This is a genomic window from Streptomyces sp. CB02923 (assembly GCF_001905005.1).
In the GTDB taxonomy this organism is placed as follows: Bacteria; Actinomycetota; Actinomycetes; order Streptomycetales; family Streptomycetaceae; genus Streptomyces.
In genome coordinates this window covers 167,440-182,808 of record NZ_LWKZ01000025.1, presented here as the reverse complement: position 1 = coordinate 182,808, position 15,369 = coordinate 167,440, and the positions used below count along the sequence as shown (strand labels likewise).

Genomic DNA, 15,369 nt, shown 5'->3' with positions numbered 1-15,369 from the left:
GTAAACGAGCGCCCTAAAACCGGCCTTAAGGTTCGCCAGCCGACCGGATACCCGGCGCTAAAGGAACACGGAATTGCCCCGGCCGGGCGGATTATCGCAGCCGGCGGGCCGCTAACATGACGGCACATCCCACGGCTTACGACCGTCCGGCACCCGGTTTACCGTCAAAAGTCCACGCGAAGAAGCCCTTCTCCAGGAGGTTCGGTGAACGCGACTCTCGATGAACTGTGCAGCATTCTCATGGAGCTGGGCGCGCGGCAGGACGAGCTGACGCCCGGCTCCCGGCTACGGTCCGGACTGGGCCTGGACTCCACCGAGACCGCCCAGCTGGAACTGGAGATCGAGGAGCGGCTGCACACCCAGGTCGACCTCTGGGACCGGCACGACTACTCGCTCGCCGAACTCGCCGAACTGGTCGACGGCGAAGCGGAGACCGAGGACCGGGACGAGCACCGGGCCACCGGCGGAGGCACCCGGTGACCGACGACATCGTGCGCGTCCCCGCCGAGCGCGCCGAGGAGTACCGCCGGCGCGGCTGGTGGCAGCCCCTGCTCGTCACCGATGTGGCCCTGGGCACCGCGCGGGAGCACCCGGACCGCTGTGCCGTCGTCGACGGCGACCGCAGGCTCACCTACGGTGAACTCGCCGCGGCCGTCGAGACGGCCGCGGCCCGGCTGCGCCGCCTGGGCATCGGACGGGGTGACCATGTCCTCGTACAGCTGCCCAACAGCCTGGAGTATGTGGTCACCACACTCGCCCTGATCAGGCTCGGCGCTCCTCCCGTGGTGGCCCTGCCAGCCCTGCGGGAGCACGAACTCGACCACGTCATACGCGTCACCCGGCCGGTCGCGATGGCCGTACCGCGCCGGGTGCGCCGCTTCGACCACCTGGCGATGGCCGAGCGGCTGCGGGAGCGCCACCCGGGCATCCGCACCCTGCTCGTCACGCGCGACGACCGGGACGAGGCGGACGAGACCGTCCGCACCCGGCCGGACCTGGCCGACCTCACCGCGCTGGCCCTGGGCGGCGTCCTGCCCGGCGTGGCCGCCCCGGACCTCGGACCGGAGCCCGCCGCGACCGGCGCACCGGAACCACCCGGCCCGCGGGACAACGCGCTGTTCCTGCTCTCCAGCGGCACCACCGGCCCGCCGAAGGCGATTCCCCGCCCGCACGAGGCGTTCGGGCACGTGATCCGCTCGGCTGCCGAGGTGTCCGGGCTGTCCGCGTCCTCCGTCTACCTCGCGGTGCTGCCCGCCGCGCACAGCTTCGTCTTCGGCCACCCCGGCATCCTCGGCACGCTTTCGCGCGGCGGCCGGATCGTCCTTGACTCCCCCGACGACCCCCGGCGGACCATGGCGCTGATCGAGCGTGAAGGCGTGACCCACTGCGCCCTGGCGCCCGCCGTCCTCCTCCAGTGGCTGGCGGCCGCCGAAGAGCGGCAGCACGACCTCACGAGCCTTGAGGTCCTGCAGGTCGGCGGCGCGCGCCTGGACGCCACCACCGCCCGCCGGGCCCGTGACCATCTGGGGTGCCGGGTGCAGCAGGTGTACGGCATGAGCGAGGGCCTGCTCAACTTCACCCGGCTCGACGACCCGGAACCCGTGGTGGACGAGACGCAGGGCCGCCCCTCGGCCGCCGGGGACGAACTGCGCGTCGTCGACGGGTCCGGCCGCGAGGTGGCAGCGGGGGAGACCGGTGAACTCCTCACCCGGGGACCCAGCGTGCTGGCCGGCTACTACGGCGAGGACGAGGACAACGCCCGCGCGTTCACGGTGGACGGGTACTACCGCACCGGCGACCTGGTGCGGCTGCACCCCAGCGGGGGCCTGGTGGTCGCGGGGCGCGTGAAGGACGTCATCAACCGGGGCGGCGAGAAGATACCGGCGGACGAGCTGGAGGCCCTCGTCCTGACCCACCCCGGCATCCGTGCCGCCGCCGCGGTCGCCATGCCACACCCCTTGTACGGGGAGGCCGTGTGTGTCTTCGCGGTGGGCGCCGACGACCGGGCACCCACCCTGCGCGAGCTGCGGCGCTTCCTGGAGGACGAGGGACTGGCCCGCTACAAGCTGCCGGAACGGCTCGTACCGGTGGAGGCGCTGCCACTGGCCGGCGTCGGGAAGGTGGACAAGGTGGCCCTGCGCGCCGAGGCAGCGCGGCTGGGGACAGCCGGGCGGACCGCCCGCTGATGCTCCGTACCCATCCGGGCCAGGCGCGCGAACTTCCCATGGCGCACGGTGAAACCGGGCGGCCCGAGCACAGCCAGCGTCGCGGAGTATCCCCGGGGCGCGTCGAGCCGGGCCAGGTTCATCGTCCCGGCCGGCCACGGCCGGCCCTCCCAGTGCCTGAGCCACGGTGTGCCCTCCGGGTCGCCGATCTCCAGCCGGCGCATGGGTATCCGCAGGCCGTCGCCGGTCGCCTTCAACGCCGCCTCCTTGCACGTCCACACAGAAAGCACCCGGCGCCGGCGTTCGGACTCCGGCAGGCGTCCGTACTCAAGGGCCTCCGTGGGCGACAGCACGCGGGGAGCGAGCCGCAGCAGATCGGCAGGCCCGTCACCGCTCTCCACGTCGATGCCCAAAGGGGTCTCTCGGGCGACGGCGAGCGCGATGTGCTCGCCCGAGTGGGACAGCGACACCTCGATGCCACCGCCCGCGCCCACCCGGGGCTTGCCGTGCGGCCCTCCGCACCCGTCGCACACACGGACGACGGGCACCTCCCGTGGCGGGATGCCCGTATACCCGCTCACGGCCAGCCGGACGAGGGCGCAGCCCATGACGAACCGGGCGGCGTCACCGGGCCTGCGGAACCGCGCGAGACGTTCCCGCTCCTGCGCGCCGAGCAGGTCGCGGTGGCGCGGCCGCACGCCGCCCACCGTTCCCCACCACACGTGGACGGCGCCCTTCGGCAGTTCGGACTTCATGTCGACGACGGCAACCACGCGGCCACCACCCCTTCGCACGACGAATCGGACAGGACGGCTTCCATGGCTCTTTCGGTGTGTGTCTTCTGCAGCTCCTCGGACATGGTCGCTGACCGGTACCTGAAACTGGCGGAAGAGGTGGGCACCGCCATCGCCGCCCGCGGATGGACACTGATCTCCGGCGGCGAACACGTCTCGATGATGGGCGCGGTGGCCGCCGCCGCCCGTGCGAGCGGCGCACAGACGGTGGGAATCGTCTCGGACTCGCTGCTGCACCGCGCCGACCGGGACAGCGACCGGCTGGTCGTCGCCCAAAGCCTGGGTGCCCGCAAGCGGCGGATGACCGAGGCGGCCGACGCCCTGCTGGCGCTGCCGGGCGGCATCGGCACCTGCGACGAGATCTTCACCGCGTGGACGGAACACATGGTCGGTGCGCACGCCAAGCCCATCGTCCTGCTCGACCCCGACGACCACTTCGGCGGCCTGCTCGACTGGCTCGCCGGGGTCCGGGCGCGCGGCTTCCTGAAAGAGCGCTCGCTGGCGGCGGTGCGGCGCGTACGGACCGTCGCCGAAGCCCTGGACGCCTGCGCCGGACGGCTTCCCGCCGTCGCGTCGCGCTGAACCGGCCCACCCACGGAAAGGTCCCGGAGGACATCATGGAAACGACGCACCGCACGAGCCCGTGGCTGATCGCCCCCCGGCCCGACAGCGACGCCCGGCTGCGGCTCTTCTGCCTCCCCTACGCGGGCGGCGGAGCATCGATGTACCGCGGCTGGGCCCACCGGCTCCCGGCGGGCGTGGAGACCAACGCCGTACAGCTGCCCGGCCGTGAGGAGCGCTTCCGTGAGGAACCGCTGCGCAGGCTCGACGACGTCGTCGCCGGGCTCGGCGCCGTGCTGGCCGGGCACACCGACCGTCCCTACGCCCTCTTCGGGCACAGCATGGGCAGCCTGCTCGCCTTCGAGACCGCGCGGTGGCTGCGCGCGGAAGGGCTCCCGGACCCGGAGTTCGTCATCGTGTCCGGTCGGGGCGCGGCCCAGGTGCCGCCGCCGTGGCCGGCCATTCACCACCTCCCCGAGGAGGAGTTCGTCCAGCGCGTCATCGCCATGCACGGCACGCCGACCTGGGTCTTCGAGGACGAGCAGCTGCGGCGGATGGTGATCCGGGTGCTGCGTGCCGACCTGGAGGTGGTCGACACCTACCGGTACCGTGCCGAAGCCCCTCTGCCCTGCCCGGTCACGGCGTTCACCAGCCCCGGCGACCCGCTCGCCCCGCCGGAGCACGTCCGCGCCTGGGCGGAACAGACCACCGCGGCATTCCGGTGTCACGAGGTCGAAGGCGGGCATTTCTTCCTCCGGGACAACGCGGATTCCTTTCTTGAGGTACTCAACGCCGAACTGACGGCGAGGCTTTCGTCATGACGGTGGTCCGCCGCTCCCTCCTGGTCAACCAGGTCATCGAGCACATGCGGGAGCGGATCACCGCCGGGGCGTGGCCCGTGGGACAGCGCATTCCCACCGAGTCGGTACTCGCCGACGAACTCCAGGTGGCGCGCAACACCGTCCGCGAGGCGGTCCAGGCCCTCTCCCACGCCGGGCTGCTCCACGTCCGGCAGGGCCGCGGAACGTACGTCCGGGCCACCAGCGAACTGTCCGGCGCCTTGCGTCGGCTGCGCACGGCCGAGCTGCGCGAAGTGTTCCAGGTACGGCGAGGGCTGGAGATCGAAGCCGCACGGCTCGCGGCACACGTGGCGGACGAGGGTGGCCTGGACGGGCTGGACGCCCGGCTCTCCGCGTGCGCGCCCGCCGGTGGGAGACGCTGGCGCAGCGCGACACAGAGTTCCACGTGGCGCTCGTGGAGTACACGGGCAACCGTGTGCTCGCCGACCTGTACCGGAGTTTCTACGAGAAGGTGCTGGCCAGCGTGATCACCTGCGTGGACCCCTGCCACGCCGAGCCGGGCCTCGCCTCCCACCGCAGGCTCCTGGAAGCCGTCCGGGACGGCGACGCCGGGCGGGCGCGGGCCGAGGCGGACGCCCACCTCTCCTCGCTGCTGCGCCGGCCGCCGGGCACGGAGGTGCCCGGCGGCGCCGCCTGAGCGGCCGTCAGCGCGCGGCGGCTCCCGCCGCGAGCTGGGCGGCGGAGGGGTCCAGCCACGGCTCCCGGGAGAGTACGGCTCGGTGCAGACTCTGCAGCCGCGCACTCGGCTCCATGCCCAGTTCCTCGATCAGGATGCGGCGGATGCGGTTGTAGACCTCCAGGCATTCGGATATCCGGCCACTGCGGTAGAGCGAAATCATGAGGAAGAAATACAGGTTCTCCCAGATTGGTTTCTCCGCGATGAGCCCGTACAATTCGCTGGTGAGCATCGAGTGGTGGCCGAGGTCGATTTCGAGTTCGAGCCACTGTTCGTAGATTGAATTACGCCGCTCATCCATCTGGCGGGCGTAATCGCGCAGCGCTGGGACGTCCCGGAGGTCGGCGAGCGCCGGTCCGCTCCAGAGTGCGAGCGCCTGTGAAAAGGCGCTCGCGGCCGTTTCCGTACAGCCGGCTCCCGCGGCGGCACGGGCACGCGTCACCAGTGAGTCGAAATGGTCCCGGTCCAGCACCGGACCGGCGGGGCGGAGGACATAGCCGGCCGGTGTCGTCGTGAGTACGCCCGGGTCGATTCCGACGTTGTGGAAATGCTTGCGCAGTTTTGAGACGTAGACCTGCAGAGCAGTGGCGGCGGTACGCGGTGGCCTGTCCGACCAGAGGACATTGATCAGGTGTGACGCGGTGACCGGCCGCCCGGAATTGATGCACAGGGCGGCGAGAAGCGAACGGAGTTTGAGGGGGTGAGGGGTGACTTCTTCCCCCAAGTCCGTTCGCACTTCGAGCGGGCCGAGTATTCGGATCTTCATACGATCATCCCCCTGCTTGCTTATCTGGCCGCGAACCCGCAGTCCGGCCGCGACCGTGCTCATCGCCCCCGGCTCTCCGCGACACGGCTGAGCCGGTTGGATCTTTGGCGGACACTAGGTGGCTCGTCAAGTGTCGGTCGGCTCGAAGGGCGCTCTCCGCGGCTCGTCAGGCGCCGCCACGTCATGCTCCTCTTGACCCGCAAAATACCTCGTAAGGAGTAAACGGGACATCCATTGGTCCCCCGCCGTCCGGGCCGGGGGTGAAAGTGCGCCAGGGCCCGGCACCCGCACAGCGCGGCCGGAGGACCGGTGAAGGAGGGATGGCGGCTATTGCCGGAGCGATGCCGTCCCGCGCAACCGGACCGGCCGGTCCGGGTTTTCCTGAGCTTTAGTGCCCCTTTACCGCATCCGCCCGGACACGGGTGGCACCGGACGCCGGACCGCTCATTTACTACGGTCGCGTAGCCGCACATCACCTGAGACGACTTGGGCATGTCCCCTGCGGCCGGAGGTCCGCGTACCGTACGAAACAAAGCCGTGACGGTCGGAATCTCAGCACACCGTGCAAAGTGCTGAGTAAGCGAATGTTTCAGCCCAGCGTCACGAGCAATTCGGCATGGCCGCGGAGGGCCAGCCGGTCGGTGCGCACCGGCGTTCCCGCCGACGCGATCCGGGGGTATCTCGCGAGGAGCTCGTGGAAGGCGATCTCCGCCTCCATGCGGGCGAGCGCCGAACCCAGGCAGAAATGCGGACCGGCCCCGAAAGTCAGCGGCTGATTGTCGGCGCGCCCGGGATCGAAGTCGTCCGGCGCGGCGAACCGGCGGGGATCCCGGTTCGCCGCGCCCAGCAGAAGGAGCACCTGGGTGCCCTCCGGGACCCGGACCCCGCCGATCTCCGTGTCCTCGGTCGCCCAGCGGTCGGTGGCCTGCGCGGGCGGGTCGTAGCGCAGGACCTCCTGCACCCAGGCCGCCGCCGCGGACGGATCCCGGGCCAGCCGCTCCCGGTCAGCCGGACGGTCGAGCAGCACCGCGAGACCGTTGGCCAGCAAGCTCGCGGTGGTCTCGAAGCCGGCGGCGAGCATCAGCACCAGATTTGCCACCAGTTCACGCTCGCTGAGCCGTCCCCCGTCGCCGTCGCTCACCTGGACCAGAGAGCTGACCAGGTCCTGCTCCGGCTGCCGGCGCCGGAGCCCGACGAGCCGGGCGAAGTACTCCATGAGCCCGCTCGCGGCGGCGTCGGCCCTGGTCAGATCGCGCTCACGGCCGGCCGGCTCCAGGACGTACGACAGGTCCGTGGCCTGGCCGCGGAACCAGCCCCGGTCCTCGACGGGCACGCCGAGCAGGTCGCAGATCACCGCGATGGGCAGCGGATAGGCGAATCCGTCGACGAAGTCCACCGGCCCGGTCCCCGCGCCGAGTCCGGTGAGCAGTTCCCGGGTGTGGCCCAGCGCCGCTGTGCGCAGACCGGCCACCCGGCGGGACGTCAAGGGGCGGCTCAGCAGGCGCCGTACCCGCTCGTGGTGCGGCGCGCGGGCGCGGATCACCGAATCGCCGACCATGGCCGCCGAGGGGTGTTCGGCCGTCCACCCCGGCCGCGTCCGCTCGCGGAACCCGCTGTCCTTGACCTGGAATACGGGGCTGCGCAGCACCTCGTCCACCTCCGCATACCCGCACACGACCACCCACGCGTCGTCGAGCCGGTGGACGGGCCCGCCCGCATGGAGGGCGCGGTAGACCGGGACCGGATTGTCCCGGGCCTCGGGCGTGAACAGTGCCTCGGCTGCGCGGGGAGTGTGGTTCATGTGCGGCGGTTCTCCGTTTCCTGGTCGGGCGTTACGGGCGCACGGGCTCTTCGCCACGTTTGCCGGAAGTCTCACGATGCCGGTTATCGCCGGGCCGTCAATCAAACTATGGGCCGTATTAGCCGTTATACCCGGCCTCGCTTACCTCGCCGGTTAGTCACGCTTTAGCGGGAATAGCACCGCGCATTGCTAGACTCGCCGCGTCCCGCAGCGAAGGCATCGGACGCGCCGGCAGGGCTGCGGTTCATACTCCGGCGAACCGGCCTGGCTAACCGACTCGGCCAACCTGCTTGGCGAACCAATCCAGCGAACCAATCGAGGCGGATCATGCTTCGCTCCTCACTCAGGGCAATTCTTGCCGCCTTGATGCGTATACTGTTTCGGCCACGCATCAGCGGCACGGAAAACATTCCACAATCCGGTCCGTGCATCATTGCGGCAAATCATCTGTCGTTCTCCGACCACGTCTTCATATCGATTGCCACCAAGCGGCCCGTCTGCTTCATTGGAAAGGCCGAGCGCCTCACCGGAACCGGACTGAAGGGTCTTGTCAGCAAAGTCTTCTTCAGCGCCGTGGGTATCGTGCCGGTGGAGCGGGACGGCGGCCCCGGAGGAGTCGCCGCCCTGGAACAGGCCCGCGGGGTCATCGAGGAGGGGCGCGTCTTCGGTATCCATCCGGAAGGCACGCGCTCGCCGGACGGACGCGTCCACCGCGGCCGTACGGGCGTGGGCTGGCTGGCCATGGCGACCGGCGCGCCCGTGGTGCCCTGCGGACTGGCCGGCACCGAGAAGGTGCAGCCGCTCGGCAGCCTCCTGCCCCGCCCGGTCCGGTTCGACATGCACTTCGGAGCTCCCATGCGCTTTCCCGGGCAGGTGGGTTCGGAGCGCGACCCCAGACTGCGCCGGTCCGTGACGGACCAGATCATGCGGCAGGTACAGGAACTGTCAGGACTCGAATACGCCGACCGGTACGCCTCGAAGGACAAGGCACCGGCCGGCCGGACCGCCCACTGAACGACCAGCGACCGCCACGGGGAAGACCTTGTTCTCGCACCTTTCGGAAAGACTCCACGACCCGGTGATCTACGCGCTCCCCGTGGTCGCCCTGATCATCGCCGTCGAGTTCATTGCCATACGCCTGGACCGCGACGACCGCAGGCGCTTCGACGCGCGGGACACCCGGGCGAACGTACTGACCGGCCTCGGCGCCCTGGCCGTCTCCAGTGTGCTGCGCACGGCCGCGCTGGTCTTCTACGCGTGGCTCTACGCGTACGTGGCACCGTTCCGGCTTCCCGCGGACGCCTGGTACACGTGGGTGGTCCTCTTCTTCGGCGTGGACCTCACGATCTACGTCTACCACCGGATGACCCACCGGGTCCGCATGCTCTGGGCGGGCCATCAGGTCCACCACTCCAGCCAGTACCTCAATGTGTCCGTCGCCCTCCGGCGCAAGTGGGCGCAGTGGTTCGAGAAGCTGATGTGGCTGCCGCTTCCCCTGCTGGGCGTTCCTCCCGTGCTCGTCTTCACCATGCATTCGGTCCATTTGCTCTACGGGCTCTTCGCCCACACCGAGAAGATCGGCAAGCTCCCCAAGTTCATCGAGGCCGTCTTCGTGACGCCCTCCCACCACCGGGTGCACCACGGCAGCGATCCGGAATACCTGGACAAGAATTACGGCAGCATCCTGATCGTCTGGGACCGGATGTTCGGCACCTTCCAGCCCGAGCTGCACCGCCCCACCTACGGCTTGACGCAGCAGATCGACACCCACGGCATCTGGCAGATCCAGTGGCATGAATTCTCCCGGATGCTGCGGGACATCCGGCTGGCCCGCACCTGGCGGGACCGCGCCGGATACGTATTCGGCCCTCCCGGATGGCGCCCCGCGGCGGAAGTCCGGGCAGCGGCGGCGAACGACCACGTTTCCGCCTGAGACCCGTTGCGCCGGCCGCGGCGGAACGGCATACGACGGCCGGCGGATTCGAAACGTGACGCCATTCCCGGACGCCCAGCACCGGCCACACCCGAATCCGACGCCATGAAGAATGACGAAAACAGGGGGATTTCATGACGCCCGACACCACCACGAGCCGCACGGCAACGGGAGCCGGCCGCCTGCGGGAACTCTTCGCGCGGCCGGGAATCATCCGCCTGGCCGGCGCTCACACCCCCCTCGGGGCGCGCCTGGCCGAACGGGCGGGGTTCGAGGGCGTGTGGTCGAGCGGCCTGGAGATCTCGGCGTCGCAGGGACTGCCCGACTGCGACCTGCTCACCATGTCGGACCTCCTGGAGGTCGCCGGCGCGATGGCCGGCGCCGTGGACGTCCCGCTGGTCGCCGACTGCGACGCGGGGTACGGCAACGCGCTCAACGTCATGCACATGGTCCGGCGTTACGAACGCGCGGGCATCGCCGCCGTCAGCGTCGAGGACAAGGTGTTCCCCAAGGTGAACAGCTTCGTCCCCGGACGGCAGAACCTCGCGCCGGTGGACGAGTTCTGCGGCAAGATCGAGGCGGCGGGAAGCGCCCGGAGCTCCGGCGACCTCATGGTCATCGCCCGTATCGAGGCCCTCATCGCTGGCCGGGACATGGCCGAGGCGCTGGCGCGAGGCGAGGCGTACGCGGACGCCGGGGCGGACGCCGTACTCATCCACGCCAAGGGCGAATCTCCCGCCCCCGTACTGGAGTTTTTGCGGCACTGGCGCCCGGACGTCCCCGTGGTCGTGGTCCCCACCACCTACCACACGATCACCGCGGACGAGCTGCAAGCGGCCGGGGCGAAGATGGTCATCTACGCCAACCACGGTCTGCGCGCGACGATCAGTGCCGTCACGCAGGCCTTCGACTCCATCCTGCGGGACGGCCGCAGCACGGCCATCGAGGAGCGGATCGCCCCGCTCTCCACGGTGTTCGCGCTGCAAGGGCTGGCGGCGCTGAAGGAGGACGAGGAGCGCTTCGTCCGCGGCACCGGCGTGCCCGTCGCGGGGCAGGTGGCGTCTTGACGCACGCGCTCGACGCGGACGAGGTCGTCACGGCCTTCCGCGACCGGGGGTTCGGGCCGTTCACCGGGGTCCCGTGCTCCTTCCTCGGACCGGTGATCAGCTGCCTTCAGGACCGCTACCCGGACGACTACCTCGTCGCGGCCAACGAAGGGGAAGCGGTGGCCCTCGCCGCCGGTGCCCGGCTGGCCGGACGGCACCCCGTCGTCATCCTCCAGAACTCCGGCCTGGGCAACGCCGTCAACCCGCTGACCTCGCTCTGCCACACCCTGCGGCTGCCCGTCCTGCTCCTCGTCACCTGGCGCGGTCGGCCCGGCGCTCCGGACGAGCCCCAGCACGAGCTGATGGGGCAGATCACGCCGGAGCTGCTCACCGCCATGAACGTCCGGCACGAGATCCTGCCGGACACCGCGGAAGAGCTGGCGAAACGCCTGCGTACCGCCTCGGCCCACATGGAAGCGACCGGCCTGCCCTTCGCCTTCCTCGTGCCCAAGGGCGCGATAGCGCCCGCTCCCCGCACACCAGACCAGCCGTCCGGCGAGAGCCGTACCCTCCTGCGCAGCGAGGCGATCGGTCACGTCATGGAGGTCCTCGGCGGCCGGTCGCTGGTCGTCGCCACGACCGGCAGGACCGCGCGCGAGCTGGAGCGGGACTGGGACCGGCCCGGCAATCTCTACGTCGTCGGGTCGATGGGCTGCGCCTCCAGCGTGGCGCTCGGCGTCGCCCTGCACGCGCCCTCGAAACACGTGGTGGTCCTGGATGGCGACGGAGCGGCGCTCATGCGGCTGGAGGCAATGGCGACGATCGGCCGGACGGCGCCGCCGAACCTGCTGCACATCGTCTTCGACAACGGCGCCTACGAATCGACGGGCGGACAGCCGACGGGCTCCGGCCACGTGGACTTCGCCGCGGTGGCCAGGGCCTGCGGGTATGGGTCGGCCGCCGAAGCGGCCGACCCCGAAGCCCTGTCGGCGGCACTGTCCCGGCCACCGTCCGGAGACGGCCCCGCACTGCTCCGGGTCCACGTCGCCCCCTACTCCGACCCCGGACTCGGCAGACCGGCTCTCCCGCCGCCGGCCTCGGCCGCGCGCTTCTCCGCGGAGGTCACCGCATGACGGCCCGTCCTCCCGTCCGGACCGTTCTGATGAACCCCGGACCCGTGAACACCGCCCAGACCGTACGGGAAGCGCTCGGCGGCCCCGACCTGTGCCACCGCGAGCCGGAGTTCGGCGCGCTGATGACCCGGGTACGCCGGAAGATCACCGCCGTCTGCGGAGCCGGGGACGATCACACCTCGGTCGTCCTGACCGGCTCCGGCACCTCGGCCCTCGAAGCCACCCTCACCTCCGCCCTCCCGGAGAACGGCGGGCTGCTGGTCGTGGACAACGGTCACTACGGCAGGCGCCTGTACGACATCGCGTCCGCCCACGGCATCCGCTGCGTGCGCCTCGAACTCGGCTGGGGAACACCCGTCGACCCGGACGCGGTCGGCCGGGCGCTCGGTGCGGACCCGGGCCTCACCCACCTCGCGGTGGTGCACCACGAGACGAGCACCGGCATGCTCAACGACGTGGCCGCCCTCGCCTCGACGGCCCGCGCGCACGGCCGCCGGATCATCGTCGACGCGGTCAGCAGCGTGGGCGCGGAACCTCTCGACGCCGTACGCGACGGCATCGACTGGCTTGTCGGCACGGCCAACAAGTGTCTGGAGGGCATGCCGGGCCTCGCGTTCGTCTGCGCACCCCGGTCCGCCTTCGAGGAACTCGCCACGCACCCGTCGCGCAGCTTCTACCTCGACCTGAGTCGGCACTACGCGGCACAGGTGAAGACCGGCGCACCGGCCTTCACCCCCGCGGTCCCCCTGTTCTACGCCTTCGAGGCCGCACTGGACCTCGCCCTCGCGGAAGGCGTGGCCTCCCGCGGCCGGCGCTACGGCGCACTCGCCGGGAAACTGCGGGCCGGGCTCACCGAGCTGGGACTGAGCATCCCGCTCGACCCGTGGCACCGGGCGGTGAGCCTCACGGCGGTACGCCTTCCCGATGGCGTGCCCTACGCGAACCTGCACCGGGCCCTGAAGGAACGGGGATTTGTCATCTACGCGGCCCAGGAACAGCTGGCGGCCGGCTTCTTCCGACTCTCCACCATGGGCGCCATGGACGAGCGGGACATCGACACGTTCCTCGCCGCCTTCGGCCAGGTCCTGCCGACGCTCCGGGAACCGGCGGCCGGGGGCGACAGCCGGTGACCACGACGCGAGGTGCGGGCCGGACCGTCCGCCGGCTGGCCGTCGTGGGCGGCGGGCCCCGGGCCACGTACGCGCTGGAACGCCTGTCGGCGGACATCGCCCGGCTGGACGGCACCGTGCGTCTGGAGATACGGGTCTACGATCGGTCGGGGGAGTTCGGGTCCGGCGAGGCGCACAGCCCCTCGCAGCCGCGGAGTAGCTATCTGAACCGCGTCAGCCGCCAGGTGTCCTTCGCCGCGGACGAGTCCGTGACGGACGCCGGACCGCTGCGGCCGGTCGCGGCACGGCCCACCCTCCACGAGTGGTGCCGCCGGCGCTTCGCCGAGACCGGTCACGCCGACCTCGACCTCGCCCCCGAGGACTGGCCCCGCCGCTACGTCCACGGGATGGCCCTTCAGGACATGTTCGCCGGTTACGTACGCGACCTGCGCGCGTGCCCCGGAGTCGAGGTCTCGCTCCACCCCGTGGAGGTGGTGGACATCGAGCCGCACGATGACGGTCTTCGGGTGCACACCGCCGACGGCGAGCGCTTCCCCGCGGATCACGTCCTCCTGGTGACGGGGCACACGCACCACGACCCGCGGCGTGCGCCGCGCACCCGTGCGTTGGCGGACTTCGCCGACCGGACCGGGTGCGCCTACGTTCCGTACGCCTACCCGCTGGACAGGGCCCTGCCGCCGCGGATCACCGGGCCCGGCCACGTCGTCGGCATCGCCGGGCTGGGGCTCACCGCGATCGACGCGATCCTGTACCTGACCGAGGGGCGGGGCGGCAGTTTCGTCCCCCGCCCCGAGGGCGGGCTGAGCTACCGGCCCAGCGGGGCCGAACCGGCGAAACTCCTGGCCTTCAGCGAGGCGGGAGTGTTCACCTTCGCCCGTCCCGACAATCGCAAGGAAGAGGACCCCGGCCGCCTCGAACACCGGGGGGCGTTCCTCACTCACGAGGCCGTGGACCGGCTCCGGGCGGCCGTCGGCACCCCGTCCGCAGACGGCACCGGTCAGCTCGACTTCGAACGCGATGTCCTGCCGCTCGTCGTACTGGAGATGGCCTACCTCCACTACGCCACGCTGTTCGGGCAGCGGGCAGCCGGTTTCCTGCGGGGCCGGGTGAGCGCCGCGTACGGCGAATTCTTGGCCGGCGGGCCGTCCCACGGAGACCGCCCCACCGACCCGACACGGCTGCTCGGCGGGCTGGAGGCCGCCGTGGACGACATCGCCGCGGCTCTTGAGGCGGTACTGGAGGGCGAAGGCGGTCCCGCGGCCCCGAAGGCACCGGGCCATGGCTGGTCGGTCGAGGACGCGCTGCACCGCTGGGCCGACGTGGTCTTCGGCACCGGCCGGGGCACCGAGGCACGGGCGGCGTGGCACCAGGGCCCGGACGACCTGCGGAAGGCCATGGCGTCATGGGCCTCACCGTGGTGCCTCGACGAGCGGCCGGGCGGCAACCGCTTCGACTGGGAACGCGCCCTCCGCCCTCTGGACGCGTCCTGCCTCGGCACGCCCGGACGGTACCGCCAGGCCGTACTCGACTTCATGGAACGCGACCAGAGATGGGCCGCCCAGGGCAACGTGGACAACCCGCACAAGGCCGCGGCGGACGGCGTCTGGCGCGACCTGCGTCCGGTGATCTCTCGGGCGGTGGACGGCGGCGGGCTGCACCCCGCCTCCCAGCGCGTCTTCCTCACCCGGTACGTGCGGCTGCACAACCGCTTCGCCAACGGTGCGGCCCCCGAGGTGATGGAACGGATCCTGGCACTCGTCCGGCACAAAATCCTCGACGTCGGCACCGGCCCCGGCGCCACGGCGCACCCGGACCCCGCCACGGGACGCTTCCAGGTGCGGGGCCCCGCCACCGGCGCCTCCTTCCAGGCGGCCACCCTGGTCGATGCCAGGGTGCACCCCTTCGCCCCGCAGCAGGACGCGTCGCCACTGTTCCGCAACCTGATCGGCCGGGGAACCGTACGGCTGTGGCGCAACACCTCCGCGGACGGGGAGACGTTCGAACCGGGCGGCCTCGACCTTACGGACCGCTTCCACCCCCTGCGCCGCGACGGGACCGCCGAGGAGCGCGTCACCGTTCTCGGCCCCCCTGCCGAGGGCCAAAGGTCGTTCCTGTTCTCCGCCCTCAGACCGGACTCCGACCACTACGTCATGAGGGACACCGTCACCTGGCTGGCGGACTTCCGGCACCTGCCCTGACGAGCCTCGCCGGGTACCAGGCGCACCACTGCGAGGCCGGCTGCCCCGAGCAGCAGCACACCGGTGGCCGCGCGGAGTGCCTCTGTAGCGCCGTGCCGTGCGAAGGCGGTTCGCACGGCGTGCGTGCCGAGGCCGCTGCCTTGATCGCTGACGCCCGGGAGGCGGGCATCGAGGTCCTCACCCTGGACACCCGTGGCGGCAACTTCCGTCGGCAAGGCTGACCACTGCCCCGCGCGAAGGCCCGGGTCCTTGAGGGAAACAGCGTCCGACCGGGTTGCACACGCCACACACAAAACACCCCCCTGA

The 15,369-nt window shown here is 71.1% G+C and carries 14 protein-coding genes and 1 pseudogene; 12 read left to right on the top strand and 3 right to left on the bottom strand.

From position 1 onward, the window contains the following. Positions 1-204: 204 nt before the first annotated feature. Together A6A06_RS28995 and A6A06_RS28990 are read left to right on the top strand one after the other, a co-directional pair. Positions 205-480, top strand: coding sequence for a hypothetical protein (locus A6A06_RS28995; protein WP_079194431.1), 276 nt, complete (start codon positions 205-207; stop codon positions 478-480). After that, the gene (locus A6A06_RS28990; RefSeq protein ID WP_073765013.1) at positions 477-2,186 is read left to right on the top strand and encodes a (2,3-dihydroxybenzoyl)adenylate synthase; all 1,710 of its coding nucleotides are present in this window, start codon (positions 477-479) and stop codon (positions 2,184-2,186) included. The genes A6A06_RS28995 and A6A06_RS28990 overlap by 4 nt, the downstream gene beginning before the upstream one ends. A gap of 158 nt (positions 2,187-2,344) precedes the next feature. Here A6A06_RS28990 and A6A06_RS43100 read toward each other — a convergent pair. Beyond that, positions 2,345-2,773 (bottom strand): annotated as a pseudogene (locus A6A06_RS43100) (4'-phosphopantetheinyl transferase family protein); the annotation flags it as partial. A 210-nt stretch (positions 2,774-2,983) separates the two neighbouring features. Here A6A06_RS43100 and A6A06_RS28980 point away from each other — a divergent pair. Genes A6A06_RS28980 through A6A06_RS42185 form a run of 4 tightly spaced genes read left to right on the top strand, consistent with a single transcriptional unit; the run spans position 2,984 to position 5,017 of the window. After that, a complete protein-coding gene (locus tag A6A06_RS28980) occupies positions 2,984-3,541 on the top strand; it encodes a TIGR00730 family Rossman fold protein (RefSeq protein WP_073765009.1) in 558 nt (185 codons plus the stop codon). 35 nt (positions 3,542-3,576) lie between these two features. Next, positions 3,577-4,341 (top strand): thioesterase II family protein, encoded by a 765-nt coding sequence (locus A6A06_RS28975; RefSeq protein ID WP_073765007.1) that lies wholly within the window; start codon positions 3,577-3,579, stop codon positions 4,339-4,341. Continuing rightward, on the top strand, positions 4,338-4,847 hold the full coding sequence (locus A6A06_RS28970; RefSeq protein WP_199931247.1) for a FadR/GntR family transcriptional regulator: 510 nt from the start codon (positions 4,338-4,340) through the stop codon (positions 4,845-4,847). The genes A6A06_RS28975 and A6A06_RS28970 overlap by 4 nt, the downstream gene beginning before the upstream one ends. Continuing rightward, the gene (locus tag A6A06_RS42185; protein ID WP_338015963.1) at positions 4,766-5,017 is read left to right on the top strand and encodes an FCD domain-containing protein; all 252 of its coding nucleotides are present in this window, start codon (positions 4,766-4,768) and stop codon (positions 5,015-5,017) included. The genes A6A06_RS28970 and A6A06_RS42185 overlap by 82 nt, the downstream gene beginning before the upstream one ends. 7 nt (positions 5,018-5,024) lie before the next feature. Here the strand turns inward: A6A06_RS42185 and A6A06_RS28965 are convergent, their stop codons facing one another. Then, entirely contained in the window at positions 5,025-5,885 is an 861-nt protein-coding gene (locus A6A06_RS28965) for an AfsR/SARP family transcriptional regulator (RefSeq protein WP_199931245.1), read from the bottom strand. Between the two features lie 526 nt (positions 5,886-6,411). Next, positions 6,412-7,623, bottom strand: coding sequence for a cytochrome P450 (locus A6A06_RS28960; RefSeq protein ID WP_073765003.1), 1,212 nt, complete (start codon positions 7,621-7,623; stop codon positions 6,412-6,414). A 327-nt stretch (positions 7,624-7,950) separates the two neighbouring features. On the opposite strand from A6A06_RS28960, the gene A6A06_RS28955 reads away from it, so the two are divergent. From A6A06_RS28955 to A6A06_RS28930, 6 genes are all read left to right on the top strand, one after another. Further along, the gene (locus A6A06_RS28955) at positions 7,951-8,637 is read left to right on the top strand and encodes a lysophospholipid acyltransferase family protein (RefSeq protein WP_073765001.1); all 687 of its coding nucleotides are present in this window, start codon (positions 7,951-7,953) and stop codon (positions 8,635-8,637) included. 28 nt (positions 8,638-8,665) lie between these two features. Then, complete coding sequence (locus A6A06_RS28950) at positions 8,666-9,556, top strand: sterol desaturase family protein (protein ID WP_073764999.1); 891 nt, start codon at positions 8,666-8,668, stop codon at positions 9,554-9,556. Between the two features lie 134 nt (positions 9,557-9,690). Next, positions 9,691-10,623, top strand: a complete 933-nt coding sequence (locus A6A06_RS28945) for an isocitrate lyase/phosphoenolpyruvate mutase family protein (protein WP_073764997.1) — start codon at positions 9,691-9,693, stop codon at positions 10,621-10,623. Continuing rightward, complete coding sequence (gene aepY / locus A6A06_RS28940; RefSeq protein ID WP_073764995.1) at positions 10,620-11,735, top strand: phosphonopyruvate decarboxylase; 1,116 nt, start codon at positions 10,620-10,622, stop codon at positions 11,733-11,735. Before A6A06_RS28945 ends, aepY begins: the two co-directional genes overlap by 4 nt. Further along, entirely contained in the window at positions 11,732-12,865 is a 1,134-nt protein-coding gene (locus tag A6A06_RS28935; RefSeq protein WP_073764993.1) for a 2-aminoethylphosphonate aminotransferase, read from the top strand. Before aepY ends, A6A06_RS28935 begins: the two co-directional genes overlap by 4 nt. Further along, on the top strand, positions 12,862-15,063 hold the full coding sequence (locus A6A06_RS28930; RefSeq protein ID WP_073764991.1) for an FAD/NAD(P)-binding protein: 2,202 nt from the start codon (positions 12,862-12,864) through the stop codon (positions 15,061-15,063). Before A6A06_RS28935 ends, A6A06_RS28930 begins: the two co-directional genes overlap by 4 nt. Positions 15,064-15,369: the final 306 nt, after the last annotated feature.